The sequence below is a fragment of the Streptosporangium sp. 'caverna' genome (assembly GCF_003203775.1).
GTDB lineage: Bacteria > Actinomycetota > Actinomycetes > Streptosporangiales > Streptosporangiaceae > Streptosporangium > Streptosporangium subroseum.
This window is the reverse complement of the sequence record NZ_CP029711.1, coordinates 2,176,837-2,201,261: the sequence shown is the minus strand read 5'-3', so window position 1 is coordinate 2,201,261 and position 24,425 is coordinate 2,176,837. Positions and strand designations below refer to the sequence as shown.

Genomic DNA, 24,425 nt, shown 5'->3' with positions numbered 1-24,425 from the left:
TTCACCACAGTTCGATGGAGCGTGTCAGGATGCCCGCCACGTCGTCCTCGTCGACCGGCCGCGGAGAGGTGGCGAGCAGGCGCTGCTGTTTCATCGTGCCCTCCGCGAGTGCGGGGACGTCGGCCTTGGTGTAGCCGACGCCGCCGATGCCGTTGGGAATGCCGATGTCCCGCATCAGCTTCATCAGCACACCGGGCAGGAACTCCGCGAGATCGTTCGGCTTGCCCGCGGACGGGTCGAGCAGCTCGGCCGCCCGCAGGTGCCGCTCCGGCTGGGCCTCGAAGGTGAACCGGAACGCCTCGGGGGCGGTCAGCGCGACGGCCATTCCGTGCGGCACCATCGGTTCCTCGTCCGGATACCCCTCCGGCCGGAAATCCCTGACCCGCCCGGCGATGGGGTAGGCGTTGGCGTGCGGGATGTGCACGCCCGCGTTGCCGAATCCCAGCCCGGCGAAGGTCGCCGCCATCGCCATCTCCGCCCTGGCCGCGACGTCGTCCCCGTGGAGTACGGCGCTGCGGAACGAACGGGAGAGCAGGTGCAGGGCCTGCTCGGACCACATGTCGGCCACGGGGTTGGAGCCGCAGTACGGCACGCGCTCCTCGGGACGCTTGCGCTCGTAGGAGGTGTACGGCCGGGCGGTGTAGCTCTCCAGCGCGTGGCAGAGGATGTCCATCCCGGCGGCGGCCGTCACCCCCGCGGGCTGGGTCAGCGTGAGGTCGGGATCGACCACCGCCAGGACCGGGCGGAGCCGTACATGGCTGATCCCGGTCTTGACCTTCAGCTCCAGCACGTCCAGCACGCAGACCGTGGTGCTCTCCGCGCCGGTGCCGGTGGTCGTGGGCACCGCCACCAGCGGCTTGAGCGGATTCGACGGCGCCCGGCCGCCTCCCACCGGAGGGTTGATGTAGTCCATCAGCTCGCCGGGATTGGTGGTGAGCAGGTTGACCGCCTTGGCCGTGTCGATGCTCGACCCTCCGCCGACCGCGACGAAGGCGTCCCAGGGGCCGGAGGCGCGCGCGTGCTCGATGGCCGCGCGCATGCTCTCGTCGCTCGGCTCGACGTGCACGCCGTCATATACACGTGCCTCGATGCCGTACGCGGCGAACTGCTCGGCGATCCGTTGCGGCGCTCCGGTGGCCGCCACCCCGGGGTCGGTGATGACGAGGGCCCGGCGGACGCCGTACTGGCCGAGGTCGAAGCCGATCTCGGCCGAGGCGCCCGGGCCGAACTTCAGCGCGGGGGCTCCGTAGGTGAAGACGGACTCGGGATTGCTCGGAGCGGTGTACACCGTCGTCACTTCTCTCTCACTGGTTGGAAGCCGTTCACTGGTAGAAGCCCGTGGGAGCCGTACGCATGGAGCGCAGCTGCGCCGCGTCGTGGCCGAAGATCACATTGGCCTCGGACCGCTCCGCGATCGAACGGATCTTCTCCACGGAGGCGTACCAGGCGCTCAGATCGTTGACGATCGACGCGGGCATGGCGGGCGGACCGTAGGAGTCGCCCAGGTAGACGGCGTCGGAGGTGAAGATCATGGTCCCGGACTCCGGCAGGTCGACCCGCATGGCCATCGTGCCGGGCGTGTGGCCGGGCGCCTCGATGAGCGTGACCCCCGGGAGGATCTCGGTGTCGCCGGAGACCGTCTCGAACTCGAGACCCTCGTAGTCGGCCTTCAGGTGCGCCCCGGTGAACGCGCCCTCGTAGCCGAAGGCGAACTCCTTCTCCCTGTCGTTGCAGACCAGCCGGGCACCGGTGCCGGCGAATGTCCGCACGTTCCCCGCGTGGTCGAAGTGCAGGTGTGAGAGCACCACGTAGTCGAGGTTCTCGGGGCCGACGCCGAGCCCGCCGAGCTGGGCGTCGAGATACTGCTCCTCGGAGACCTGGTCGTAGGGGAAGAACTCCTGGAGCCCCGTCGGCACCCAGCGGGTCTCCCAGTCACGTGGGCAACTGGTGTCCCACAGCAGGGTGCCCTCGTCCGTCTCCACAAGAACCGCGTGAGTCGTACAGGAATACCATTCGACCGGTTTATCCCGCTCCGACCTGGGTCTGATCGTGCGGCCCGGCTTGAGCAGCAGCCAGGTCAGGTCACAGCTCATCGCTCCACAGTCGAGGACGTGCAATTTCATGCCCATTCCTCCGCTTTACGCTATTAACAGCTGATTTCACAATCCGACACGCGACGCGCCGCTGTCAACGACCGAGCGCCCCCTAAGGATGAAGATCGCAGTCGGCTCCCGGGCGGCACGGCCTCGTGCGTGACGCCACCGATGGCATCGGTGGTGTCAACCGTCACACTGTGCACGAGGCATGAGCAAGGGCGCGCAAGGGCATGTATAACCAGAAACGGTTAGGGCATAACCTAGGTTTTGTCGGCTTGATTCCGGTGCATGGTGATCCACCGGACGAATCCGGCGTGAGGCGCCGATGAATGCGTTAGCACCGGCCACCTCCAAGCGGCGGCGGGCACAGAGGCTGCCGTCCGAGGTGACCAGTTTCGTGGGGCGTCGGCACGAGGTGGCCGAGGTCAAACGCCTCCTGTCCGGGGCCCACGTGGTGACGCTCACCGGTGTGGGCGGGGTCGGCAAGACCCGGCTGGCCCTGCGGGTCGCGGCCGATGTGCGGCGGGCCTTCCGGGACGGCGTGTGGCTGGTCGAGCTCGCCGCGCTGGACAGACCGGAGCTGCTCGTCCAGACCGTGGCGGAGGCTCTGGAGATCCGCGACTTCTCCTCCCGGTCGCTCATGGAGGTGCTCACCGACCACCTGCGGGGCAGCCAGTCCCTGATCATCCTGGACAACTGCGAACAGCTGCTGCACGAGTGCGCCGTAATGACAGAAGCGCTGATACGTGCCGCCCCTGACCTGCGAATTCTCGTCACCAGCCGGCAGACCCTGGGCATCGACGGCGAGCACACGCTGACCTTGCCGCCGCTGGCGCTGCCGGACTCCGATGTTCCGCCGCCGTCCGTCGAGGCGCTCGCGCACTCTGACGCGGTGCGGCTGTTCGCCGAGCGGGCTGAGGCGATCCTGCCCGATTTTGCCGTCACCGACGACAACCGGGAGGCCGTGGAGGGGATCTGCCGCCGGTTGGACGGCATCCCGCTCGCGATCGAGCTGGCGGCCGTGCGGCTGCGGGCGATGTCCGTCCAGCAGTTGTTCAACCGGCTGGATGACCGGTTCCGGCTGCTCACCGCGGGTTCGCGGGCGGTGCTGCCCCGTCACCAGACGCTGCGCGCCCTGATGGACTGGAGTTACGCCCTCTGCACCGACCAGGAGCGACTGCTCTGGGAGCGCGTCTCGGTGTTCGCGGGGGGTCTGGACCTGGAGGCGGCCGAGACGGTCTGCTCAGGGAACGACATCGCCCGCGAGGAGATCATCGACCTGGTGATCGGGCTGGTGGACAAGTCCGTCCTGATCCGGGAGGAGTATCCGTCGGGGGTGCGTTACCGGCTGCTGGAGACGATCCGGCAGTACGGCCGCGACCGGCTGCGGGAGTCCGGGGAAGAGGGAGAGCTACAGCACCGGCACTGCGACTACTACCGGAAGCTGTCGGCGGAGGCGTACAGCCGGTTGTTCGGCCCGTCCCAGGTGGCCTGGTTCAGCAGGTTGCAGCTTGAGCACGCCAATCTGCGCGTCGCCCTGGAGCACTGCTTCACCAAAACGGGAGAGACCGCGACCGGCCTGGGCATGGCCGCCGACCTGCTCTACCACTGGATCACCAGCTACTACCTCGGCGAGGGGCGCCGCTGGCTGGACCGGGGGCTCGCCGCCGACACCTCATCGAGCGAGGTCCGGGCCCGGGCGTTGTGGGCCGGCAGCTGGCTGGCCATCCTCCAGGATGACATTCCCTCCGCCACCGCGATGCTGGAGGAGAGCCGGGGTCTCGGGGAGCTCCTGGGACAGGAGCCGGTCCTCGCCCACGTCGCGCTCTATTTCGGGATGGTCGCCATGAACGAGGGGGACGCCGAATCGGCGGTCGCCCTCTACGAGGAGGCGGCGACCCGCCACCGCGCCACCGGGGATCCGATAGGCCTGGCGCTGACGCTCATCCGGCTCTCCCTGGCCCACTCCTTTCTGGGCGACTCGCCACGCGCCGTCTCCGTGGGCGAGGAATGCATCGCGCTGTGTGACGAACACGAGGAAGGCTGGCACAGGGCGTACGCGATGGCGGCGCTCGGCATCGAGTTATGGCGTCAGGGCGACCTCGGTCGCGCGACAGAACTCGAGAAGGAGAGCCTGAGGTTCGACCGCCTGCTCGAAGACTCGCTGGGCATCGGGCTCAGCGTGGAGGCGCTGGCCTGGATCGCCACCACGGAGCACAAGTATCGGAGAGCGGCCAGGCTGCTGGGAATCCTTCGGACCGCCTGGCAGGCGATCGGAGCACCGCTGTCCGGGTTCGGGCACCTGATGCGCTACCACGACGAATGCGAGTCGCAGGTCCGTCGGGCTCTGGGAGAGTCGGCCTTCTCCATGGCCGTCGAACGAGGCGCCCGCCTCTCCTACGACGAGGCGCTCTCCTACGCCCTCGACGAAGGCGCTTCCGGGGATGAGCAGTCCGACAGGTCCGGGCGGCCGTCGCTGCTGACCCCCAGGGAGATGGAGATCGCCCAGCTCGTCGCCCAGGGCATGAGCAACAAGGAGATCGCGGCGTCCCTGGTGATCGCCCAGCGCACCGCCGAAGGTCACGTCGAACACATCCTGAGCAAGTTCGGCTTCACCTCACGCGCCCAGATCGCGGTCTGGGTCGGTGACTGGAACCGGGCCGCTCAGGACGAGCATCACGACCGCGGATGACCCCGCCGGCGGTGTCGCCTCCGTTACAGGGAGTACACGAGACGCCGGAGCCGATCCATGTGGTGACCTCATCGGCTCCGGCGTCCCGGTGGGGCGGGGGATTCGGGAAAGCAGGGATTGAAGTACTAGTACGGCATCGGCCGCCCCGACGGAGTCCGCAGGTCCAGCGAGACGGCGTTGAAGAGGCCTCGGCGCTTGCGGATCTGGATCTGGCTCACTGTATGAAGCTCCCTTCGTACTGCCCGTACGGGCCGGGTGTCGATGCCTGAACGCCAGCCTTGTCTCCGTCGGCGTGAGAACGGGACGGGGAGAATCCCCATTTCAGTACCCGTTTCGCGGTACGTAGGTACGGAAGATCAATCACCGGTACGGCTGCCACCTGGCCGCCAGATCACGGGCCTTGAAGCTGTACATGCGGTTCTCCCACTGCGGCCGGATCCCCGGATTACTGCGCAGAATGGGCAGAACGCTGGTCACCAGCTTGAGCTCCCGAAGGCGCCGCAGCACCGCGAACCCCTCCCACCGGGTCACGTCGAAGCCGTACCCCTCGGCGAGTGGTGTGTGCTCGTCCTTGGGATAGTCCATCCGCAGGCTGCCGACCGCCACCGGGGTCAGATCCCATTCGCGGGGACCGATCGTCATGCCGTCGAAGTCACACAGCACCGGCCCGCCGGGGCCGGCGATGACGTTGCCCAGGAACACGTCCCCGTGGATCACTCCCGGAGGCAGCACATAGCTGAGCATGGCGAGCCGCTCTTCGACCTCGTCGCACTCGTCCAGCAGGAAGGCGTGGTCGACCGAGGACAGATCCTCAGGCTCGGCCAGCCGCTGGCGGATCTCGGTCATCGGCCGCCACATCGGCAGGTCGCGCGGCGCGCCGGGAAGCGCGTGCAGGCGCCTGAGGAGGACCGCCACGTCCGCTCCGCCGGGACGCGGCCCCACTTCCGGGACGTACTCCCAGAGGGTGATCAGGTGACCCTCCACCCGCATCGGCTGCTCGCAGCCGGGCAGAAGCCGTACCGCCGGAAAATCATGGCCGGCCAGCCAGCGGGCGGCCCGCACCACTGTCGGCACGCTCTCCTGTACGGCGGTGGATCCGGCGATGCGCACCACGACGGGTGCCCGATGGAGGCGGAACACCGCGTTGTTGGTGAACTTGATCAGCTCGGCGCCACCGGGTGCGAGCCCCACCCTTTCGCAGACGGTTTCCAGCAGCGAGTGGAGCCGGTCATAGGTAAGCCCTCCCGTGTGGTCGGTGGTCGTTGTTTCGGTGGTCGTCGTCATGCCGCGCGCACTTCCGAGATGCTCCGGGCGAGGCCTTGGGCGTCGCAGTTATGTGTCCGCCGTGTGGCGGCGTCTTCCAGGGGTGCGAGGCGATCGATGATCCTCGCAGAACGGATCTGGGCCGCCAGGGCGACGGCCTCGCGACCGGTGGTGATTCCGGTGCTCAGATCACCGGCCCTGAGCTGAACCGTCGCAAGGGCGGTCAGCTCGAACGCCCTGCTCCTGGTCATGCTCGGGTCGCGGCTCTCGATCGCGCTGGTGAGCAGTTGCTCGGCGGTTTCGAGATGGGCGTCGGTGAGGCCCGCGTAGACCATGCCGTTCGTGGCGTCGAGGTCGGCGGCGCCGAAGAAGCTCACCCACACCGGGGGCTCCCGGTCTCGGGCGCTGGCGCGGGCCAGCTCGTCGCGGGCCCTGCTGATCGACTTGAGGGCGAGCTCGCTGTCGCCCAGCAGGGCGTAGGCCCAGGCCTCGTTGGCGCAGAGCATCGCCACGGTCCGCTCGCAGCTGGCGTCCTGCGCGCAGATCTGCCCCAGCTGGAAGAACCGCAGCGCGTCCATGACCCGGTCGCAGTGGAGGTGGACGCGGCCCATCCGGTACAGGACGTTGGCCGCCAGCGAGGAGTTCCTGGCGTGCTTGGCCTGCTCCAGCGCGCGGGCCAGATGACCTCTGGCCGGGCCGTACAGCCCGACGTCGAAGGAGGTCCAGCCCGCCAGGTTGTGCTGGTCCGCCAGCGCCTCGTGCAGCCGGAGGGCGACCTTCTCCGTGCACGTGGCATGCAGCAGCCGCTGCGACCACGCCAGCTGCGCCACCACGGCGTCCCGGCAGACTCCGCCTCCGTGCTTGTAGTCCAGCGCCCGCAGCGTGCGGGTCACCGTCTCGACCTGCTCGACATCGGCCATGCCGATCCGGTGCGGGGCCGGGGTCTCCACCGGCGCCAGCGGCTCCGCCCACTCCTCCGAGTCTCCGGTCGCCACGCCGATGGTCACCTGCGCGGCGTGGGCGAGCATCCGTCGTACTTGCTCGTCCTCATCGGAATCGCCGTAGTGGTTGGACACCGCCGTCCCGACGAGCCTGGCCGAGGAGGCGTCGTAGGCCAGGCCCATGTAGCCGCGCGGGATCCCCAGCCCGTCGGCGATCCGGCCCAGCACCTCGTACGCCATCACCTGGCGGCCCTTGAGGATCTCGGATATCTCCGACTGTGACTGCGCCGTAAGCGCGGCTATGTGGCGTTGAGAGATCCCGATTCGTTGCAGCAGTCCGTAGACGGCGGCCATGTCCCTGGCCGCCAGGGCTTGCCGCATCTGCGGACGTTCCCAGACGACGGGGTCGATTTCCTGCTCATTCGCATGGCTGACGTTCATGCCGACCCTTCCAAGGCCGAGTTGCGTTGACGTCACGGTAGCCAGTGCTCCACCACGCCCGTAGCCGTATCGGCAGGACCGATCACTCAAGGTAATCGGCCACGCCGATCGCCAACGTGACATGCGGAGAGTATGAGTTCAGCAACTGTCCGTACATGGGCCCTGTGGCACAGGATCGCAACCAGATCGTAATCAGGCTGCGCCCATCCATCTAACTCGTCCACATCCAACGCTTCCCTCGCTTCCAGCGGGGATGCATCCCGGGGCCGGTGTCGGAGGATTCGGCTCCTTCTCACAGGCGCCGGCCTTCGGCGCCCCGGCCCCAGCCGCCGGTCCAACGTTCCCGTCCTCTACCCCACAGGAGCAACGATGCTCACCGAGCACGCTCCCGCACCAAACCCAGGCGTGCACGGCAAGTCCCGCAGCCGCTTCCGGATGATCGCCTGGTGCCTGCCCCCGGACAACGCGGCCCGCCGCGCCCGCAAGCTGCTCCGCGACCGCCTGGCCCGGCTCCCCCTCGCAGCCGATGTGATCGCCGAACTCGAGGTCGTCGTCACCGAACTGGCCACCAACGCGGCCTCCTACGCCTCCGGCCCCTACGAGCTGCGCATCCTGCACGATCACGGCCTGCCGATCAGGGCCGAGGTCGTCGACTCCGGCACCGGGTCCACGCTGATCGAGCATCTCCTGCACCGCCCGTTCAGCATCCCCGACCGCGTCGACGACCTGGAGCTCGGCGGGCGGGGCCTGCGGATCGTCGCCGAGCTCACCGGCGGGAACTGCGGCGCCCATTGGACCCGGCTGTGCGGCACCGGACAGAGCGGAACCGGCGTCTGGTTCGACCTGCCCACGCAGCGCCACTGGCCATGATCTCCACGTAACACGACGTCAAGGGACCCGAGCGCCCACCCCGGACCGCGGGAACCGCCGACGATGAACCAGGTCTTTATCATGGTGATTCCTTCGTCGTCTGTTCTTGATCGCCGATCTGTTGACTGCGACGCTAAAATGGAGGCCCGCCTCCGAAGCAATGCGGAGAGGCCGCCTCCGCTCGCAAGTGGAGTAAGGAGTCGTGCCCATGACGAGTGCGGAGCAGGTTTCCGAGGTCTTCTCGCGACGCCCCAAGCGCGCCGACGCCCGGCGCAACTACGAGACGCTGATCTCCGCGGCACGCGAGGCCTTCGCCGAGGACGGCGTGTCAGCCTCGCTGGAGGACATCGCCCGCCGCGCACACGTCGGCATCGGCACCCTCTACCGGCACTTCCCCACCCGCCAGGACCTGTTCGAAAGCGTCTACGTCGACGAGGTCGAAGCCCTCTGCCGCACCGCCGGCGACCTCGCCGACCAGCCGCCCTGGGACGCCCTCGTCGGCTGGCTGCACCGCTTCGTCCGCTACACCGCCACCAAACGCGCCCTCGCGGAATCCCTCAGCCATGACACCGCGACCTTCCGCACCTGCCGTACGGAGATCTACGCCGCGGGCGAGCCGTTGCTGCGGCGAGCCCAGCAGGCGGGCGTCGCGCGAGCAGACACGAGCTTCGACGACGTCCTACGACTCCTCAGCGGGATCACGATGATCCACTTCGCCGAGCCCGGACAGCTCGAACGCGTTCTCGGCATGGCCCTCGATGGACTGCGCTACCAGCCGCCGAGCACCGCCTCCACGAACTAGGAGGAGGCTCCCGGGACCGGGCAGAGGCGCCGGAACGCCGGCGGTTTCGGAGCACGAGGTCACCGGATGAGCGGGGCAGCGCCGCCAGCGGTCGTTGCGGACCTCCCGCCTGCGGCGGTGTGGATGGCCGGGGCCGCCCCCTCCGGCGGGCGAGCCGAAGGGCCCCCCGCTGAGCGGAAGTGGCCCTTCGCTCATGCCCTCGGTCACACCTAGTTGTGTCCCTATCGACGTTTTCCGTATGCCCGATACGGCGGCAAGATCGCCTAAGGTGCCGTTCTGGAAATCCAAGAAGATCACGACTGGCGTGAGGAAGAATCCACGTGAAGATCAGAGGTTTCACAGCAGGGGCAGCCCTGCTGCTCAGCCTGACAGGCGCGGTCGCACTGGCCCCCGCAGCCGGTGCGACCGGCACAAGCAGTACGGCCAGCACGGCCAGCGCGGGACCGGGCTTTCAGATGCCCTTCCCCTGCGGCCAGAGCTGGACCGGCAAAAACGGCAGCAGCGCCCACGAATCATGGGAGATCGACTTCAACCGGGGCAGCTCCGCGACCGCCGATCTCGGTGACACCGTGGTCGCCGCCGCCGCCGGCACGGTCGTCACGTCGGCCAACCAGGGTTCTGTAAACGGTTTCGGTAACCTGGTCAAGATCGACCATGGCGGCGGCTGGACGACCTTCTACGCGCACCTGCGGGTGCGCTCGGTGAGCGCCGGCACCCGCGTCGCCATGGGGCAGAAGATCGGCGAGGTCGGCAACACCACCAAGCCGGGCGCCAGCGTCCCGCCGCACCTGCACTTCGAGGTCCGTACGAGCGGGACCTACCCCGCGAACATCCAGAAGGCCGTCTTCAACGGCGTCACGTTCGGCTACCCCGGACAGACGCTGGCCTCGAAGAACTGCGGCGGCGGCAGCGGTGGTGGCGGTGGCAGCACCAACCCCTACACCCCCGAGAAGATCTGCGGCAGCGGATACACCGTGATCGACTCGGCCGCCATCGGCTCGGCCGGCAAGGCTTATCTGCTCTACAACAAGGCCAACGGCCGCAACTGCGTGACCACGGTCAAGAGCACGTCCCTCGGCAAGGCCAGCGCCGTGTCGGCCTATCTGGAGGTACAGGGGAAGGCCCGGGCCACCGACGCGGGCAACTTCGACTACTACGCCGGCCCGGTAACGGCCGCCGGGGCGAAGAAGTGCATCAAGTGGGGCGGCAAGGTCGGCTCCGCCGTCTACGACAGCCCCCTCGAGCACTGCGGCTGACCAGGTAACCGTTCGGCTCAATGAGAAGGCCACTTCCGCCTCGGGAGTGGCCTTTTTCATGTCCGGCACGACTTCCTCGAGCGATGCGACGGCGAGAGATAACGACACTTTCGAGGAGTTTGCCCCAATTGAACTGATGGGCCTGCGGCCCCGTGTTCCTACTACAGCCGTACTGGGCCTGCGGTATCGGCACACGCGAAGTGATCACGGGGAAAAATGACGACCATTGACGAGCAGTACGCCGACATCCGCGAGATGTACATGGTGCACACCGTGTTCCGGCGGGAGTTCACCCTGCTGCCGGGGCTGGTGCGCGGGGTGGCGGTCGGCGACAGGGAGCGCTCGCAGATCATCGCCGATCACATCGGGCTCCTGAACTCCTCCCTGCACCACCATCACCATGGCGAGGACAAGCACCTGTGGCCCAGGCTGCTGGAGCGCGGCTCCACGGAGATCGCCCCGATCGTCCACGTGATGGAAGAGCAGCACGAAGGCATCGAGAAGGCCCACGACGAGATCGACGCGGCGCTGGAAGCCTGGCGCGGCAGCGCCGCCTCCGAGCCCCGCGAGGCCCTGGCCGACGTCCTCGACCGGATCATCCCCCTGCTCAACGAGCACATGGGCATGGAGGAGGAGCACATCCTTCCGATCGTCGAGAAGACCATCACCGCGGCCGAGTGGGGTCAGATGGTTCAGGAGGGAGGCGCCGACACTCCTCCGGAACATCTTCCCCTGCTGTTCGGCATGATGATGTACGAAGGAGATCCCGACGTCATCCAGATCGCCGTCTCCAGCATGCCCGCGGAAGCGCGCCCGGTCATCAAGGACCTGGCTTCGCAGGCGTTCGCGTCCTACTCCGAGCGCATCCACGGAACCGCCACCCCGCCCCGCAGCAGAGCCTGACCGCATCTGTCTTCGCCCGAACGACCTGTCGGCTTCAGCGGTGAACCGCCGTCGGCCTAGAGTTCGGCGAGGAACTCGTTGACCGCCTTGGCGAAACCGATGGGGTCACCGGCGTATACGAAGTGGTCGGTGTTCAGTTCGACCATGCGGGTGTTGGGGCGGCGGTCGATCATGGCCTGGGCCTGGTCGGCGGGGATGACGCCCTGGGTGGGGCGGATCAGGAGGGCGGGGCAGGTGCCGGCCAGCCAGTCGGCCCAGTGGTCGCCGTGGACGAGGTCCTCCGAGTCGACGATGTCCTGGGGGTGGAAGGGCAGGCTCCAGGTGCCGTCGGGGCGTTCGCGCGGGAGCTCGCCGAAGAAGGAGGCCATCGGGCCCATGCCGTCGATCAGCGCCTGTCGGGTGGGGGCCTCGTAGGGCAGGCCCAGGACGAAGGCCAGCGGGTTGTGGCCGTCGAGGCCGAGGGAGACGGCGCCGTCGGCGTTGATGAAAGCGCTGACCCGCGTGGGGTGACGGGCGGCGAACTGGTAGGCGTTGATGCCGCCGAGTGAATGGCCGAGGACGACGACCCGGTCGAGGCCCAGATGGTCCAGGAGGGCTGCGACGTCGGCGACGTATCCGGCCCGGGAGTAGTCGGGGGCGCGGTCGGAGTAGCCGTGTCCCCGCTGGTCGAGGGCGATGAGACGCCATTCGGGGGACAGCTCGGTGGCCAGGTCGGCGAAGCTCGCCGCCTCCGACATGTGGCCGTGGAGGGCCAGCAGGGGGCGGCCGTTGCCGCCGAAGTCGAGGTAGGACAGGCGGCGGTCATCGATGGCGAACTCGGCCCGGGTGGCGGTCATTTTTCTCTCCGTTCGTTGCTGAGATGACCATAGGAAGATTTGGGCATTTGCGCAAGACGCTCGCCTAAGACATTTGCCTGACGCATCCGATACCATCGGCGGCATGGGAAATCGCGAGGACCTGCTCGCAGGCGCCCGTCGCTGCCTGGAGGAGAGGGGGTGGGCACGGACCACGGTCCGCGACATCACCGCGGCCTCCGGCGGGGTCAGCATGGCGGCCATCGGCTACCACTTCGGATCACGGGAGGCGCTGCTGAACGCGGCGCTCATCGAGGCGATCGACGAGTGGGGCTCCGAGACGGGACGCACGCTGGCCGACTACGCCGGGGGGACCTCTGAGGAACAGTACGAGGCCATGTGGACGAGGATCATCGAGTCGTTCGACACCCACCGGACCCTGTGGATCGCCACGTTCGAGGCGTTGCTCCAGGCTGAGCACTCGCCTGAGCTGCGTCGATATCTATCCGGAGCCCAGACCGAAGGTCGTCGCGGGCTGACGGCACTCCTGCTGGGGGTCGAGGAGAGCGCCGTTGCGGAGGGTTCCGTGCGATCGCTGGGAGCGGTGCAGATGGCTCTGCTCTCGGGAGTGATAACGCAGTGGCTCACCGACCCCGAGCAGGCTCCCTCCGCGTCCGAGGTGGTGGCGGGGCTGCGCGCCCTCGCAGCCATCACCGACAAGCACTGACCACCGAGCCCGCCGTACGCGACGCCGGAAAGCACCGCTTCACCGACAAGTGGGCTCACCAGGCTTGCCACCTGCGACTACGTCACGAAAGCCGGGCCTTCACCGCGCCGGTTCTCGTTGTTTGACAGCGTTTCTCATGGTCGTGTGCCCTGAAGACCGGCGCGGGCAGCGCAACTCCGCCTGTACGAGCGGTTCAGTGGCTGGCGAGTTCTCCGCTGAGGTTGTCGTGCATCTTGGCGCTGTGGGTGTTGAGACCGATGATGTCCACCGTCTTGCCGCGGGCTTCGTATTTGGTGGTGACGGCGTCCAGGGCGGCGACGGAGGAGGCGTCCCAGATGTGAGCGCCGGTCAGGTCGATGATCACCTTGTCGGGGTCGGTGGCGTAGTTGAACTGGTAGACGAGGTCGTTGCTGGAGGCGAAGAACAGTTCCCCGGTAACGGAGTAGATGACCTGGTGACCGTCGGGGTCGGCGACGGCGGTGACGTTGACCAGGTGGGCGACGCGCTTGGCGAAGATGACCATGGCGGTGAGGGAGCCGAGGACGACGCCGATGGCCAGGTTGTGGGTGGCGACCACGGCTGCGACGGTGATGGCCATGACGGTGAGTTCGCCGGCGGGCATCCGCCTGAGCGTGGCGGGGGCGATGGAGTGCCAGTCGAACGTTCCGAAGGCGACCAGGACCATCACCGCGACCAGCGCGGCCATCGGGATCTGGGAGACGATCGGCCCGAACACGATGCACAGCACCATCAGGAACACCCCGGCCAGGAACGTCGACAGGCGGGTCCGGGCCCCGTTCTTCACATTGATCATTGTCTGGCCGATCATGGCGCAGCCGCCCATGCCGCCGAAGAAACCGGTGACGATGTTGGCGATGCCCTGCCCGATCGCCTCACGGGTTTTGCTGGAGTGGGTGTCGGTGAGATCGTCGACGAGCTTGGCGGTCATCAAGGACTCCATCAGCCCGACCAACGCCATCGCGAGCGCGTACGGGGCGATCAGCTTCAGAGTGTCCAGGGTGAACGGCACGTCGGGCAGGCCCGGAACCGGCAGCGAGGACGGCAGAGCGCCCTTGCCGCCCACCGTCGGCACGGCGATCCCCGCGGCCACCGTGATGGCGGTCAAGATGGCGATCGACACCAACGGCGCCGGCACCGCTTTGGTGATCTTCGGGAAGAACACCATCAGGGCCAGACCGCCGGCGACCAGGGGGTAGACGGCCCAGGGGACGTTCTGCATCTCGGGGATCTGAGCGGCGAAGATGAGGATGGCCAGGGCGTTGACGAATCCGACCATCACCGAGCGCGGCACGAACCGCATCAGCTTGGCCACTCCCAAGGAGCCCATGACCACCTGGATGAGACCGCCGAGGATGACCGCGGCGACCAGATAACTCAGGCCGTGCTCCCGGTTGAGGGGGGCGATGACCAGGGCGACGGCGCCGGTCGCCGCGGAGATCATCGCGGGGCGGCCGCCGACGATGGCGATGGTGACGGCCATGGTGAAGGAGGCGAACAGTCCGATCCGGGGGTCGACCCCGGCGATGATCGAGAACGAGATCGCCTCGGGAATCAGCGCCAGAGCCACGACCAGGCCGGCCAAAACCTCGGTACGCGCGACCTTCGGAGACAGCCAGGACGGACGGAAACCGCGCAGCCGCACGGCCGGAGACAGCAGGGAAGTCTGCAAGAGGAAAAGAGCCTGTCGTGCTCGGGCACGTCCCTGTCACTACGGGACGCACGAGGGAGGAACATGCGGGCAGACCAGGGCGGCCACCTGCGGATCGCCCACGATACTGGCGAGCTCGCGGTCCCTCTGCCGCGCGGTGCGCTCCGGAGCACGGCGCTATCGCCGTGATGCTTCGGTGTTCACTCCTCAGAGCGGTTCAGGAGAGATGTTCCGAGGAGGAACGGCTTTCGGCCCACCCGATGGCAGCCGAAGCGATGAACGCCCTGTCGCTCTCCGGAGCGGCGGAGTTTCTTCGCACCTGCGGAGACTGCGACGCCCCGCCGGGGAAGGGGCGGGGCGTCGCATTGTCTGGGGCCCCGGCTCCCCTCGCCGGAGCCGGAACCACTCAGTCGTCGGGGGCGGCCAGTCGTTCCGCCTCGGTGTGCAGTGCCTCGACGAGGATGAACTCCAGCCGGAGGTCTTCGTCTATGAGGCCTTCCAGGACATCCATCGGGCCTCCTTGACAACAAGACGCCTCATACGTCGCAAAGGGTTACAGCTATACCGAAACGGACAACGAAACGCCCCCGCCCTCCGAGGAGAACCGGAACGCTCCGTCGTGCATCAGGCAGACGCCGTCTCGTGCCACCCGTGCACACCGACTACGGCATCGGCCAGATAGAGGCCCAGACCCGCCACGGTGTAGGGCACCGTGTTGCCCGGTAGCGCGTCGGCGGGCGCCCATTCGACCCGGGCGCATTTGTTCGGCTCCGCGTTGACGATCTCGCCTTCCCAGGTGTCGGTGGCGAAGAAGAACCCGACCCTCGGCTGACCCTCCGGCGGCAGGTGGTGGAGAACGGCCGCCGCCCGTAGACGGTCGGGGTCGATGGTGACCCCGACCTCTTCCAGAGCCTCCCGAACGGCGCATTCGATCACGGTTTCCCCGGCGTCCAAGTGCCCGGACGGCAGGCAGAACAGCCCATCGGCGTAACCGGTGCCGTCCCTCAGACACAGCAGGACCTGACCCGCGCGTTCGAGGATCACATGAACGTCAACGGTGACCTGCTGGCGCTGCGTCATAGAGGCGGCCCTTCCCGCTGCCGATGTTGTCCGGGCGACGCTAGCCGACCGATGCGATCGGCTATGGCCCAACAGCGACTTGCGGTGAAACCTCCCCGCTGTCGATCCGATACAGCGGGAAACCGTCCGCGGCGAGGGCCTCGGCGCTCGGCGTGCCGGTCGGAGCGGCTCATGATCCGCTCGGCTTTCCCTGCGCGAGGCGCGCGACGTGGTCCCACTGCTCCAGCCCGGAGAGCCGTCCGGCGTACTCGGTGCGCAGAGCCTCCAGGCCGCCGATCCCGAACAGGACCCGCATGGGCGGCTCGGGCGTGTCCGCGATCGCGAGGAGGGCCTCGGCCGTCGCCGCGGGATCGCCCGGCGTGAGGCCGCCGGCTTCGGCCCCCGCGTACAGCGCCTGCCGGGCGTGGGCGTATGCCGGGTCCTGCCGGGCCTGCGGGGATGTGGCCGCCAGACCGGTGGGGAACATGAGCGGCTCGATCAAGGTGACGTGGATGCCGTACGCGGCGACCTCGGCCGCGAGTGACTCGCTCATCGCCTCCAGGGCCCACTTGGAGGCCTGGTAGATGCCGAGCGCCGGATAGGCGACCAGGCCCCCGAATGAGGAGACCTGCAGGATCCGGCCCGCACGGCGCTCTCGCATCCCGGGCAGCACGGCCCGAGTGGCCCACAGCGCACCGAAGTAGTTGACGTCCATCTGGGCCCGGGCCTGTTCCTCCTCGACCTCTTCGACGGCGCCGACCAGCATGTGGCCCGCGTTGTTGACCAGCACGTCGATTCCGCCGAACGCCGCCTCGGCGTCCCGCACGGCGTCGCGAACAGCCTCGGAGTCGCTGACGTCGAGCTGCAGCGGCAGGAAGCGGTCGCCGTAGCGCTCGGACAGCGGCGCCAGCGCCGCCTTGTCACGGGCGGTCGCCGCGAGCCGGTCACCGCGGGCGAGGATCGCCTCGGCCCAGTGCGCGCCCAGCCCGCGGGACGCTCCGGTGAGAAACCAGGTCCGGGAGGTCATTGCCTTGCTCATGAGGATCTTCTCCATCGTCGTCCGACCGGGCGGCTCCCGGTCCGGCGACCAGCGTTTCGCCGATCGGAGCCGTCAGGCAGAGTCGCCTTACCCAGGGATCGGCGGTCTCTGGCTGCCGGTCCGGCTGTGATGCAGACTCGAAGGGTGGACACCAAGCAGTTGGCGGATTTCCTGCGGGTGCGCAGGGAGGCGCTCGACCCCGGGGACGTCGGCCTCCCGGACACGGGGCGCCGGCGCACTCCCGGACTGCGCCGTGAGGAAGTGGCGCGCCTGGCCGACATCTCCACGGACTACTACACCCGTCTGGAACAGGATCGTGCGCCACAGCCGTCGCCGGGCGTGCTGCGGGCGATCACCAGGGCACTGCGCCTGACCCTGGACGAGCGCGACCATCTCTTCCGGCTGGCCGGGCACCGACCGCCGGACCGCAGGCGGTCCGACGAACATGTCGCGCCGAGCCTGCTCGGTGTGCTGGACCGCCTTTACGATGTCCCGGCTCAGGTGATGACCGACCTCGGTGCCACTCTGGTCCAGAACGACCTGGCACGGGCCGTCTTCGGCGATCTCACCCGGCTGCGCGGTGCCGCGGGCACGGTGGTGTACCGGTGGTTTACCGATCCCCGCGCCCGAGCCGGGTATCCGGTTCAGGATCACGCGACGGAGTCCCGGGCACTCGTCGCCGACCTGCGGGCCGCCGCCGTCCGCCGCGACGACGCGCAGGCGAAGGACCTGGTCAAACGGCTGCTACGGGCGAGTCCCGAGTTCGAGGCCCTGTGGCGTCTGCATCCGGTGGGTGTGATGCGCAGCAGACGCAAGCGGATCCAGCACCCCGAGGTGGGCCTGCTGGAACTCGACTGCCAGGTGCTCGTCGACGAGGAGCGCACACAGATCCTCGCCCTGTTCTCGCCGGCGGCGGGCACACCGACGGCGGAGCGTCTCACACTTCTCGGTTCCCTGGGACCGCTCGCCGCCCAGCGCTCTTCTCGGTGAGCCCGTCCGCCGGGCACCCGTCCGTACCGCGGCGGACAGCGGCCGGCTCCCGGCGCCGGTAGGTGCCTGGGCTGATGCCGTACTCGCGCTTGAAGCCGCGGTTGAAGGCGAACTCCGACGCGTAGCCGGTGAGGGCGGCGACCACGCGCGACGGCAGTGCGGCGGCCGACTCGGCAGTGACTCACCTCGGATCCGGCAGATTCATCGACGCGAGCCTGGCCGGGTCGGTCACGACCGTGATGCCGGCGATCCGGCCGTCGACGACGGTGAACGCGATGACCGAAAGCGGGGTGCCGTCCTCGCGCCACGCCACGATCCCTGGAAGGCCGTTGACGAGCACCGCTCGCCCCCGCGCCGCTGCGCCGGAGGACAGCCGCGCGCCGGCGGCGACCTCGGTGGCGCCGAGGACGACGACCACGCCGTCGGGGGTGTCGACGGTCAGCTTCACCTCGGGGTCGAGCACGCGCAGCAGCCCTTCGAAGTCGCCGCGGCGAGCCGCCGCCAGGTAGGCCTGGACGACCTGTCGCTGCTCCCGCCCGGTGACCGTCGGCCGCTCGGTCGCCCGCACCTTCCTGCGGGCGCGGCTGGCGAGCATCTTGGCGGCGTCGGTGGACTTGCCGAGGATCTGGCCGATCTCGTCGAACGGCACCGCGAACAGGTCGTGCAGTACGAACGCCAGCCGCTCGCTCGGCCCGAGCGACTCCAGGACGACGAGCAGCGCGAGCCCGACCGAGTCGGCGAGCACCACGTCGTCCTCGGGCGCGGGACCGTCGTCGACCGTCACCACGAGCTCGGACAGCCGGTCGTCGTAGGACGCCTCAGGATGGGCCTGGCGTGATCGCAGGACGTCGAGGCTGATCCGGCCGACCACCGTGGTCAGCCAGCCGGCGAAGTTGTGGATGGTCTCCGTGTCCTGACGGGAGAGCCGCAGCCAGGCCTCCTGGACCACGTCCTCGGCGTCGGCGTGCGATCCGAGCATGCGATAGGCGACCGCCCGCAGCCGGTCACGCTGGGCCTCGAACGCCTCGGCCACTAGGTCCGTCGGGATGGTGTCGGACATGTTGTTACCTTCCTCGGATCTGCCTCGTCATGGGTGATGACGAGCCCGGATGGGCGCAGGTAACCGATGAAGGGGCAAGACCCATGGAAGCACGTATGAAGGGCGCGGCGAATCCCGACGTGTCCACCGCGATCCAGCACCTCTACAAGGCGATTCACGCCGGTGGCGTCGACCCGCGCCTGCTCGGACTGGTCCATCTGAGGGCCAGCCAGATCAACGGCTGCAGCCCGTGCGTATTCGCCGGGATCGAGTCGGCCAAGAAGCACGGAGAGACCGATGAGCGGCTGCACAACGTGGTCGCGTGGCGCGAGACGCCCTTCTTCACCGAGGAGGAGCGGGCCGCGCTCGCGCTGACCGAGGCGGCCACCCGGATCCAGGACGGCGCGCCGGGCGTGACCGACGAGATCTGGGACGCCGCCGCCGCCCACTTCGACGAGAGGCAACTGTCCGCGATCAACCTGGAGATCGCACTGACCAACTTCTTCAACACGATCAACCGCACGATCCGCGAGCAGGCCGGCAAGACCTGGTGAGCCGGGCGGGGCGTCATCCTTTGATTGCGGGGAGACGCAGCCTCCGGACAGATGACGCCCCGCCGACCGAGAGCACGAGCCAGACGGCCCTGAAGGAGGATCGTCCTATGCCGACCCGACAGCGGCAGCGACGGCTCGTCGCCAGAATCGGGCTGCGCCGGCGTTACGGCTCTCAACGTCTCCCGTCGGCTTTCGGCGTTTTACGACTTCAGAGGGCGGTTCGCGATTTGATGTCTCTTTCGTCGTTGGGGTTGGAAGAGGCGAGCCGGTCCGAGGTTCGCTGCCGGACTATGGGCGCGGCTGGGTGAACAAGCCCGGCTCAGGTTCGGGACTACCCGCCGAACGACAGATCACCCGCCGCCCAGGGGCAAAGCCCGAGGCTGATCATCGGCACCCCTGGCGGGTGAAGTTGGAGGCTCGGCGACGACCTCCGGAATGGCCGAACTCGCCGGGGTTGGTCGCACCAGGCCGGACCTGTGCGCGTCCGCCCATCGTCCGAGCGTGAAGAGCTGTTCTCGAAGGGAGTGCCCCACCTCGGTCAGCGAGTACTCCACCCGCGCCCATGGCGGACCCGACGTCGCACGGCTGACGAAACCCGCCTCTTCCAGGCCTCGCAGAGTACGGGTCAGCATGCGTCGGCTGATGCCTTCGATCGCTCGGTCCAACTCGTTGAAGCCGTGGCTGCGTTCGGCGAGTAGGCGGATGACCGCAGGACTCCACTTGTCGCCGATCCGGCGTAGCAGCCCCGTGACCGGGCAGTTTTCATACGTCGCGACCGTGACGACCGTGTCGGCGCGGGCCTCGGTGGGATCAGTGGACAAGAATGTGCCTTCTTTCTCCCGGTAGGCAGTCCGGTCGAGGATCAGAATATGCACACGATCGAGTTGGGCGATGTCTCGGTGACGATGGTCCCGCACTTGGACAACTGGCCTCTTTCCCCCGCCGAGTTCTTCCCCGGAGGCGACCCGAAACTGTGGGAGGCGAACAGGTCCTGGCTCAGCCCGGCGCACTGGGACCCCGAGGCAGGCCGCGTGCGGGTGGCCGTGCAGTCGTGGCTGCTGCGCAGCGGTGGCCGCACCATCGTCATCGATACCGGCCTGGCCGTCGATACCGACCGTCCCGGAGTTCCGGCCGGTGCCTCGCTCCCGGCCGCGCTGTCCTCCATCGGCGTGGCACCGGCCGACGTGGACCTCGTCGTCTGTACTCATCTGCACGCCGACCACGTGGGAGGGAACACTCACCTTGATGAAGGAGGCGAACGGGTCCCGGCCTTCCCCAACGCCCAGTACCTGCTCTCCCAGCCCGATCTGGACTTCTTCAACCCCAACGCCCTCACCGAGGAGCCTGGTCGCAGCGCCATCGTCTATGCCGAGTCGATTGAGCCGATCCTGCGCGCGGGGCGAGCGCTCATCTGGGATGACAGCCACATCATCGACGAAAACCTGGAACTCGCCCTCGCACCGGGTCACACACCGGGACACGGCGTCCTGACGCTCACATCAGGCGATGACCGTGCGATCTTCGTCGGTGACCTGCTCCACGCGCCTGTGCAGCTGCTGGCACCGGACTTGTCCAGTTGTTTCTGTCACGACCCCGCCACGGCGGCACAGACACGTCGCAAGGTGTTGCAATGGGCCGCCGACCACAGCGCACTCGTGATCCCCGCACACTTCGGCGGCGCCCGCGCCGTGGAGATCGAGCGGAACGGCTCCGGTTTCGCGCCGCGACGCTGGGCAGACTTCTCCGAAGACGTGCCTTCTCCTTACGACCGACCCGGCGGGGACCGGTCGGCCCTTACGAGAGATCCCGCACCCCGTGGGCAAGTGCCCCGCCCCATGGACGAAGAGAGTCATCCCACCAAGGGCCCGGGGTCTCGACCAAGCCGACCGGGGTGAGTGAGCGCAAGCCCTACCCCAACGACGAAAGAGACATCAACTCGCGAACCGCCCTCAGACAGAATCAGAACGGAACTGGGGAGGTCTTCGGGAGTCGAACCTTACGGCCGCCGGGTACGGATGCGGCGTGGTCTTCACCAATACGGCCACCGTTCAGCTCGAACCGACGCCGCGGTCTTCGCGCCGCATGTCCCCGCCGCCCGGGGTCCCCTCGCCGAGGCCGTAACGCAGGAGCACGGCGCCCTTGGACGAGGTGACGGGCGGCTCGAGGAGCATCAGGTTGGCAGGCACCGCACCGCCGTCGAACACCTTCTTGCCGACGCCGAGCACGATGGGGAAGAGCCACAGGTCGAGCCGGTCGAAGAGGCGCTCGCGCAGGAGGGTCTGCACCAGGTTCAGGCTTCCGATCACGTGGACGTGCTCATGCTTGTCACGCAGCTCGCGCACGGCGCTCACCAGGTCGGGTCCCAACCGCGTCGAGCCCGCCCAACTCAGATCCGGGTTGCCTCGCGAGGCGACGTACTTCGGGATGCCGTTGAACAGCGTGGCGATCCCGCCGTCGACGCCGTCGACCTGATTCGGCCAGAACCCGGCGAAGATGTCGTAGGTCTTGCGGCCAAGGAGCAGGGCGTCCATGCCCTCCATTCCGGCACCGACGTGCCGGCCGACCGTCTCGTCGAACAAGGGCGCCTGCCATCCCCCGAACGGAAAGCCGTCGGAGTCCTCCTCAGGATCACCCGGTGCCTGGCCTACGAGGTCGAGCGTCGAGAACAGGTCGACGTGGATCGTGCCCATGGTGTTGTCCTCCTTGTGGCTCCTTGGGTTCCGGCTTGCGCGCCGGCACGAACATAGACCGGCGTCCGGCCGCAAACTCATCGAACGATCGCCAAAAACCACGGCCCCTGTCCATCCGTCTGCCATCGACCCACCGCGGAGCGGCGCTACCCCTGGATGTGGCTGTCTTCGAGGCGCGCCACGGCGTCGACCACATCCGGGAACGCGTCGATGAACGCGTCGACGTGGTGATCATCGAAGTCGTCACGCCGTCTGACGCCGCTTTGCAGGCACGCGATGAAGCGCAGTCCTGCGCCGTTGGCGGCCTGCGCATCGCCGGGTGAGTCACCGACGTACAGGCATTGGCCGGGCCGCAGCCCGGTGACCGCGAGGAGTTCGTCGAAGGCGCGGGCGTCAGGCTTGCTGAAGCGCATGTTGCCCCCGTGGTAGACGGCGGTGAGCCGGTCGGCGAGCACGTGGTCTGGAGCGAGCAGATGCTCCACCTCGGCTTCGGTGCGCGACGTCAGCAGCATGATGCTGCGTCCTGCGACGGCGAGCTCGTCGAGTGCTTCGAGGTTTTCCGGAACGACGACATCCAGCCGGCCGTCTGTTACGTACTCCCGGAGCACGACGTGATAGACCATCTTGAAATTCTCAAGGTCCACGCCTGGTGAACGCTGCGGCATCGCATCGAACAGGGGCTGTCCCCACGTTGACAGGTGCACGGCACGTGACATCGGCTCGCAGCCGATTCGTGCCAACACCTCGTTCTCCAGCTCGAAACACACCGCCTCGGTGAGACAGAGCGTGTCGTCCACATCAATCACTACGGCGCGGATCACCCCGCAAAGGTAACGCGACGCGGCACCGCACAGACCCACAGCCCCGCCGATGGATCGACTACGATGCCGGCCGGCGCCCTTCGGTCCTTCGACCAGGGTGACCACGGAGATGAGCGTTTTCAGCAGCTGCGACCTGCGGAGCGCCCCTCGATCGACGGCTTGAAGCGTGAACAGAAAATCTTCACTCCACGACCGGCCGTAGCTGGTGCGTGACCCTCGAGCCAACGCCTTTCAGCAAAGAACCAACCGCTCCAGGGAGCCGAATCACAGCTTGAGCGACGGCCGGGGATCTTTGTCGAAACTTCGGCACGTATTCAGCACGATCAACCGCCAGAAGCCGGTGACAGCCGGACAAGGCGAAAGCGCCCCTGACTGCGAACACGCAGGTCAAGGACGCTTTCTAGGTGGTCACGGAGGGTAGGGCGGGCGGGACTCGAACCCGCGACCCAGGGATTATGAGTCCCCTGCTCTAACCAGCTGAGCTACCGCCCCTCACACGATCCGTACGCCGCATTCAACCAAACGTGCGCCCCGTTCGCACATTCGACGGGCAGTAAGGGGTCAAGATGTGATCTTTGACGGTGAAACCGATGCTCAGGGGACTCGCTAACCTACCTGGGGACGTTGTTGAGGAGTGTTGGATCATGCGCGTTGTTGAAGCTTTCCGTGAGTCGTACGGCGTGGAGCCGCTGGGGGTGTGGCACGCCCCGGGGCGGGTCAACCTGATCGGCGAGCACACCGACTACAACGACGGGTTCGTGCTGCCGTTCGCGGTGCCGTGGGGGGTCACCGCGGCGGTCGCTCCGCGCGAGGACGACGTCATCCGGCTGCGGTCGCTCCAGGCGGGAGAGCCGCTGACCATCGAGACCCTCGACCAGGCCGAGGGCTGGGCACGCTATGTCGTCGGCGTGTTCTGGGTGCTCCGCGAGGCCGGTCATCCGGTCCGGGGCGCGGACCTGGTGATCGACGGGGACGTGCCTCAGGGAGCGGGGCTGTCGTCGAGTGCGGCGCTGGAGGTGGTCGTCGGGACCGCCCTCAACGAGCTGTACGGTCTGGGCCTCACCAAGATGGAGGTCGCCCTCGCGGCGCAGAAGGCCGAGAACGACTTCGTGGGCGTGCCGTGCGGGATCATGGACCAGGCCGCCTCCGCACTCGGAGAGCAGGGAAAGGCCCTGTTCATGGACTGCCGGAGCCTCGGCACCAGGAACGTCCCGTTCGATCTGGCGCAGCACGGTCTCCAGCTGCTGATCATCAATACCGGGGTGCACCACGAGCTCGCCGACGGGCAGTACGCCCGCCGCCGTCAGGACTGCGAGAACGCCGCCAAGCACCTGGGCGTCGAAGCGCTGCGCGACGTCACCGACCTGGCGGGCGCCCTCTCCAAGCTGCGCGGTGACGAGCGCAAGCGCACCCAGCACGTGGTGACGGAGAACCACCGGGTCGAGGCGCTGATCGGGCTTCTGCGAGCGGGGGCCGTACAGGAGATCGGAGGCCTGCTGAACGCCTCCCACCTGTCACTGCGCGACCAGTACGAGGTGTCCTGCGCCGAGCTGGACGTGGCCGTGGAGTCGGCGATCCGGGGTGGGGCCCGCGGAGCGCGGATGACCGGCGGCGGGTTCGGCGGATCGGCCATCGCGCTGGTCGCCGACGACCGGGTGGAGTCCGTACGGGAGTCGGTGACCCGGGCCTACGCCGAGCGCGGCTGGTCCGCGCCGGAGATCTACCCCGCCACCCCCGCGGCGGGAGCCCGCCGACTGGCCTGACGCAGTGGCCGTGCTT

Annotated in this window: 23 protein-coding genes and 1 tRNA gene; 10 read left to right on the top strand and 14 right to left on the bottom strand. The window is 68.0% G+C overall.

Features of this window, described 5'->3' with window-relative positions; translation table 11 throughout:
• Position 1 precedes the first annotated feature (1 nt).
• Both DKM19_RS09805 and DKM19_RS09800 read right to left on the bottom strand, forming a co-directional pair.
• On the bottom strand, positions 2-1,297 hold the full coding sequence (locus DKM19_RS09805; protein ID WP_110695424.1) for a hydroxyacid-oxoacid transhydrogenase: 1,296 nt from the start codon (positions 1,295-1,297) through the stop codon (positions 2-4).
• Between the two features lie 25 nt (positions 1,298-1,322).
• Entirely contained in the window at positions 1,323-2,123 is an 801-nt protein-coding gene (locus DKM19_RS09800; RefSeq protein ID WP_110695423.1) for an N-acyl homoserine lactonase family protein, read from the bottom strand.
• A 298-nt stretch (positions 2,124-2,421) separates the two neighbouring features.
• On the opposite strand from DKM19_RS09800, the gene DKM19_RS09795 reads away from it, so the two are divergent.
• Entirely contained in the window at positions 2,422-4,788 is a 2,367-nt protein-coding gene (locus tag DKM19_RS09795) for a LuxR C-terminal-related transcriptional regulator (protein WP_110695422.1), read from the top strand.
• 360 nt (positions 4,789-5,148) lie between these two features.
• Here DKM19_RS09795 and DKM19_RS09790 read toward each other — a convergent pair whose 3' ends face one another.
• Together DKM19_RS09790 and DKM19_RS09785 are read right to left on the bottom strand one after the other, a co-directional pair.
• On the bottom strand, positions 5,149-6,072 hold the full coding sequence (locus DKM19_RS09790; RefSeq protein ID WP_110695421.1) for a phosphotransferase enzyme family protein: 924 nt from the start codon (positions 6,070-6,072) through the stop codon (positions 5,149-5,151).
• Complete coding sequence (locus DKM19_RS09785) at positions 6,069-7,433, bottom strand: helix-turn-helix transcriptional regulator (RefSeq protein ID WP_110695420.1); 1,365 nt, start codon at positions 7,431-7,433, stop codon at positions 6,069-6,071. The genes DKM19_RS09790 and DKM19_RS09785 overlap by 4 nt, the downstream gene beginning before the upstream one ends.
• Before the next feature lie 369 nt (positions 7,434-7,802).
• Here DKM19_RS09785 and DKM19_RS09780 point away from each other — a divergent pair, with 369 nt between their 5' ends.
• The 4 genes from DKM19_RS09780 to DKM19_RS09765 all read left to right on the top strand — a co-directional run bounded on the left by DKM19_RS09780 (position 7,803) and on the right by DKM19_RS09765 (position 11,264).
• On the top strand, positions 7,803-8,303 hold the full coding sequence (locus DKM19_RS09780) for an ATP-binding protein (protein ID WP_110695419.1): 501 nt from the start codon (positions 7,803-7,805) through the stop codon (positions 8,301-8,303).
• Between the two features lie 208 nt (positions 8,304-8,511).
• Positions 8,512-9,105, top strand: a complete 594-nt coding sequence (locus DKM19_RS09775; protein WP_110695418.1) for a TetR/AcrR family transcriptional regulator — start codon at positions 8,512-8,514, stop codon at positions 9,103-9,105.
• A 320-nt stretch (positions 9,106-9,425) separates the two neighbouring features.
• Complete coding sequence (locus DKM19_RS09770; protein ID WP_239514175.1) at positions 9,426-10,361, top strand: M23 family metallopeptidase; 936 nt, start codon at positions 9,426-9,428, stop codon at positions 10,359-10,361.
• 216 nt (positions 10,362-10,577) lie between these two features.
• Complete coding sequence (locus DKM19_RS09765) at positions 10,578-11,264, top strand: hemerythrin domain-containing protein (protein ID WP_110695417.1); 687 nt, start codon at positions 10,578-10,580, stop codon at positions 11,262-11,264.
• A 56-nt stretch (positions 11,265-11,320) separates the two neighbouring features.
• Here the strand turns inward: DKM19_RS09765 and DKM19_RS09760 are convergent, their stop codons facing one another.
• Complete coding sequence (locus DKM19_RS09760) at positions 11,321-12,100, bottom strand: alpha/beta fold hydrolase (protein WP_110695416.1); 780 nt, start codon at positions 12,098-12,100, stop codon at positions 11,321-11,323.
• 103 nt (positions 12,101-12,203) lie between these two features.
• Here DKM19_RS09760 and DKM19_RS09755 point away from each other — a divergent pair, with 103 nt between their 5' ends.
• Positions 12,204-12,785, top strand: coding sequence for a TetR/AcrR family transcriptional regulator (locus DKM19_RS09755; RefSeq protein ID WP_110695415.1), 582 nt, complete (start codon positions 12,204-12,206; stop codon positions 12,783-12,785).
• A gap of 193 nt (positions 12,786-12,978) precedes the next feature.
• Here DKM19_RS09755 and DKM19_RS09750 read toward each other — a convergent pair whose 3' ends face one another.
• The 3 genes from DKM19_RS09750 to DKM19_RS09740 form a co-directional block, all read right to left on the bottom strand.
• Complete coding sequence (locus tag DKM19_RS09750; protein ID WP_239514427.1) at positions 12,979-14,448, bottom strand: SulP family inorganic anion transporter; 1,470 nt, start codon at positions 14,446-14,448, stop codon at positions 12,979-12,981.
• 630 nt (positions 14,449-15,078) lie between these two features.
• Positions 15,079-15,534 (bottom strand): NUDIX domain-containing protein, encoded by a 456-nt coding sequence (locus DKM19_RS09745; protein ID WP_110695413.1) that lies wholly within the window; start codon positions 15,532-15,534, stop codon positions 15,079-15,081.
• Between the two features lie 169 nt (positions 15,535-15,703).
• The gene (locus DKM19_RS09740; protein WP_239514174.1) at positions 15,704-16,552 is read right to left on the bottom strand and encodes an SDR family NAD(P)-dependent oxidoreductase; all 849 of its coding nucleotides are present in this window, start codon (positions 16,550-16,552) and stop codon (positions 15,704-15,706) included.
• 129 nt (positions 16,553-16,681) lie between these two features.
• Here DKM19_RS09740 and DKM19_RS09735 point away from each other — a divergent pair, with 129 nt between their 5' ends.
• Positions 16,682-17,542, top strand: a complete 861-nt coding sequence (locus DKM19_RS09735) for a helix-turn-helix domain-containing protein (protein WP_204358727.1) — start codon at positions 16,682-16,684, stop codon at positions 17,540-17,542.
• Here the strand turns inward: DKM19_RS09735 and DKM19_RS09730 are convergent.
• Positions 17,490-17,687 carry an AraC family transcriptional regulator gene (locus tag DKM19_RS09730; protein ID WP_239514173.1) on the bottom strand — a complete coding sequence of 66 codons (198 nt, stop codon included), beginning with the start codon at positions 17,685-17,687 and terminating at the stop codon, positions 17,490-17,492. The two genes, DKM19_RS09735 and DKM19_RS09730, sit on opposite strands and share 53 nt — an antisense overlap.
• A 36-nt stretch (positions 17,688-17,723) precedes the next feature.
• The gene (locus DKM19_RS09725) at positions 17,724-18,602 is read right to left on the bottom strand and encodes a sigma-70 family RNA polymerase sigma factor (RefSeq protein ID WP_110695409.1); all 879 of its coding nucleotides are present in this window, start codon (positions 18,600-18,602) and stop codon (positions 17,724-17,726) included.
• Between the two features lie 83 nt (positions 18,603-18,685).
• Here DKM19_RS09725 and DKM19_RS09720 point away from each other — a divergent pair, with 83 nt between their 5' ends.
• Positions 18,686-19,135, top strand: coding sequence for a carboxymuconolactone decarboxylase family protein (locus DKM19_RS09720; protein ID WP_110695408.1), 450 nt, complete (start codon positions 18,686-18,688; stop codon positions 19,133-19,135).
• A 350-nt stretch (positions 19,136-19,485) separates the two neighbouring features.
• Here the strand turns inward: DKM19_RS09720 and DKM19_RS09715 are convergent, their stop codons facing one another.
• Complete coding sequence (locus tag DKM19_RS09715; RefSeq protein ID WP_110705601.1) at positions 19,486-19,956, bottom strand: helix-turn-helix domain-containing protein; 471 nt, start codon at positions 19,954-19,956, stop codon at positions 19,486-19,488.
• Between the two features lie 48 nt (positions 19,957-20,004).
• Between DKM19_RS09715 and DKM19_RS09710 the strand changes: the two genes are divergently transcribed.
• Positions 20,005-21,030: an MBL fold metallo-hydrolase gene (locus tag DKM19_RS09710; RefSeq protein WP_110695407.1), complete on the top strand. Its 1,026-nt coding sequence runs from the start codon at positions 20,005-20,007 to the stop codon at positions 21,028-21,030.
• 153 nt (positions 21,031-21,183) lie between these two features.
• Here DKM19_RS09710 and DKM19_RS09705 read toward each other — a convergent pair whose 3' ends face one another.
• The 3 genes from DKM19_RS09705 to DKM19_RS09695 all read right to left on the bottom strand — a co-directional run bounded on the left by DKM19_RS09705 (position 21,184) and on the right by DKM19_RS09695 (position 23,138).
• On the bottom strand, positions 21,184-21,825 hold the full coding sequence (locus DKM19_RS09705) for a dihydrofolate reductase family protein (RefSeq protein WP_110695406.1): 642 nt from the start codon (positions 21,823-21,825) through the stop codon (positions 21,184-21,186).
• A gap of 146 nt (positions 21,826-21,971) precedes the next feature.
• Positions 21,972-22,751, bottom strand: coding sequence for an HAD family hydrolase (locus DKM19_RS09700; RefSeq protein ID WP_204358726.1), 780 nt, complete (start codon positions 22,749-22,751; stop codon positions 21,972-21,974).
• A 313-nt stretch (positions 22,752-23,064) separates the two neighbouring features.
• Positions 23,065-23,138 (bottom strand) — tRNA-Ile (locus tag DKM19_RS09695).
• A gap of 152 nt (positions 23,139-23,290) precedes the next feature.
• On the opposite strand from DKM19_RS09695, the gene galK reads away from it, so the two are divergent.
• Positions 23,291-24,409 (top strand): galactokinase, encoded by a 1,119-nt coding sequence (gene galK, locus DKM19_RS09690; protein ID WP_110695405.1) that lies wholly within the window; start codon positions 23,291-23,293, stop codon positions 24,407-24,409.
• The last annotated feature ends 16 nt before the right edge of the window (positions 24,410-24,425 follow it).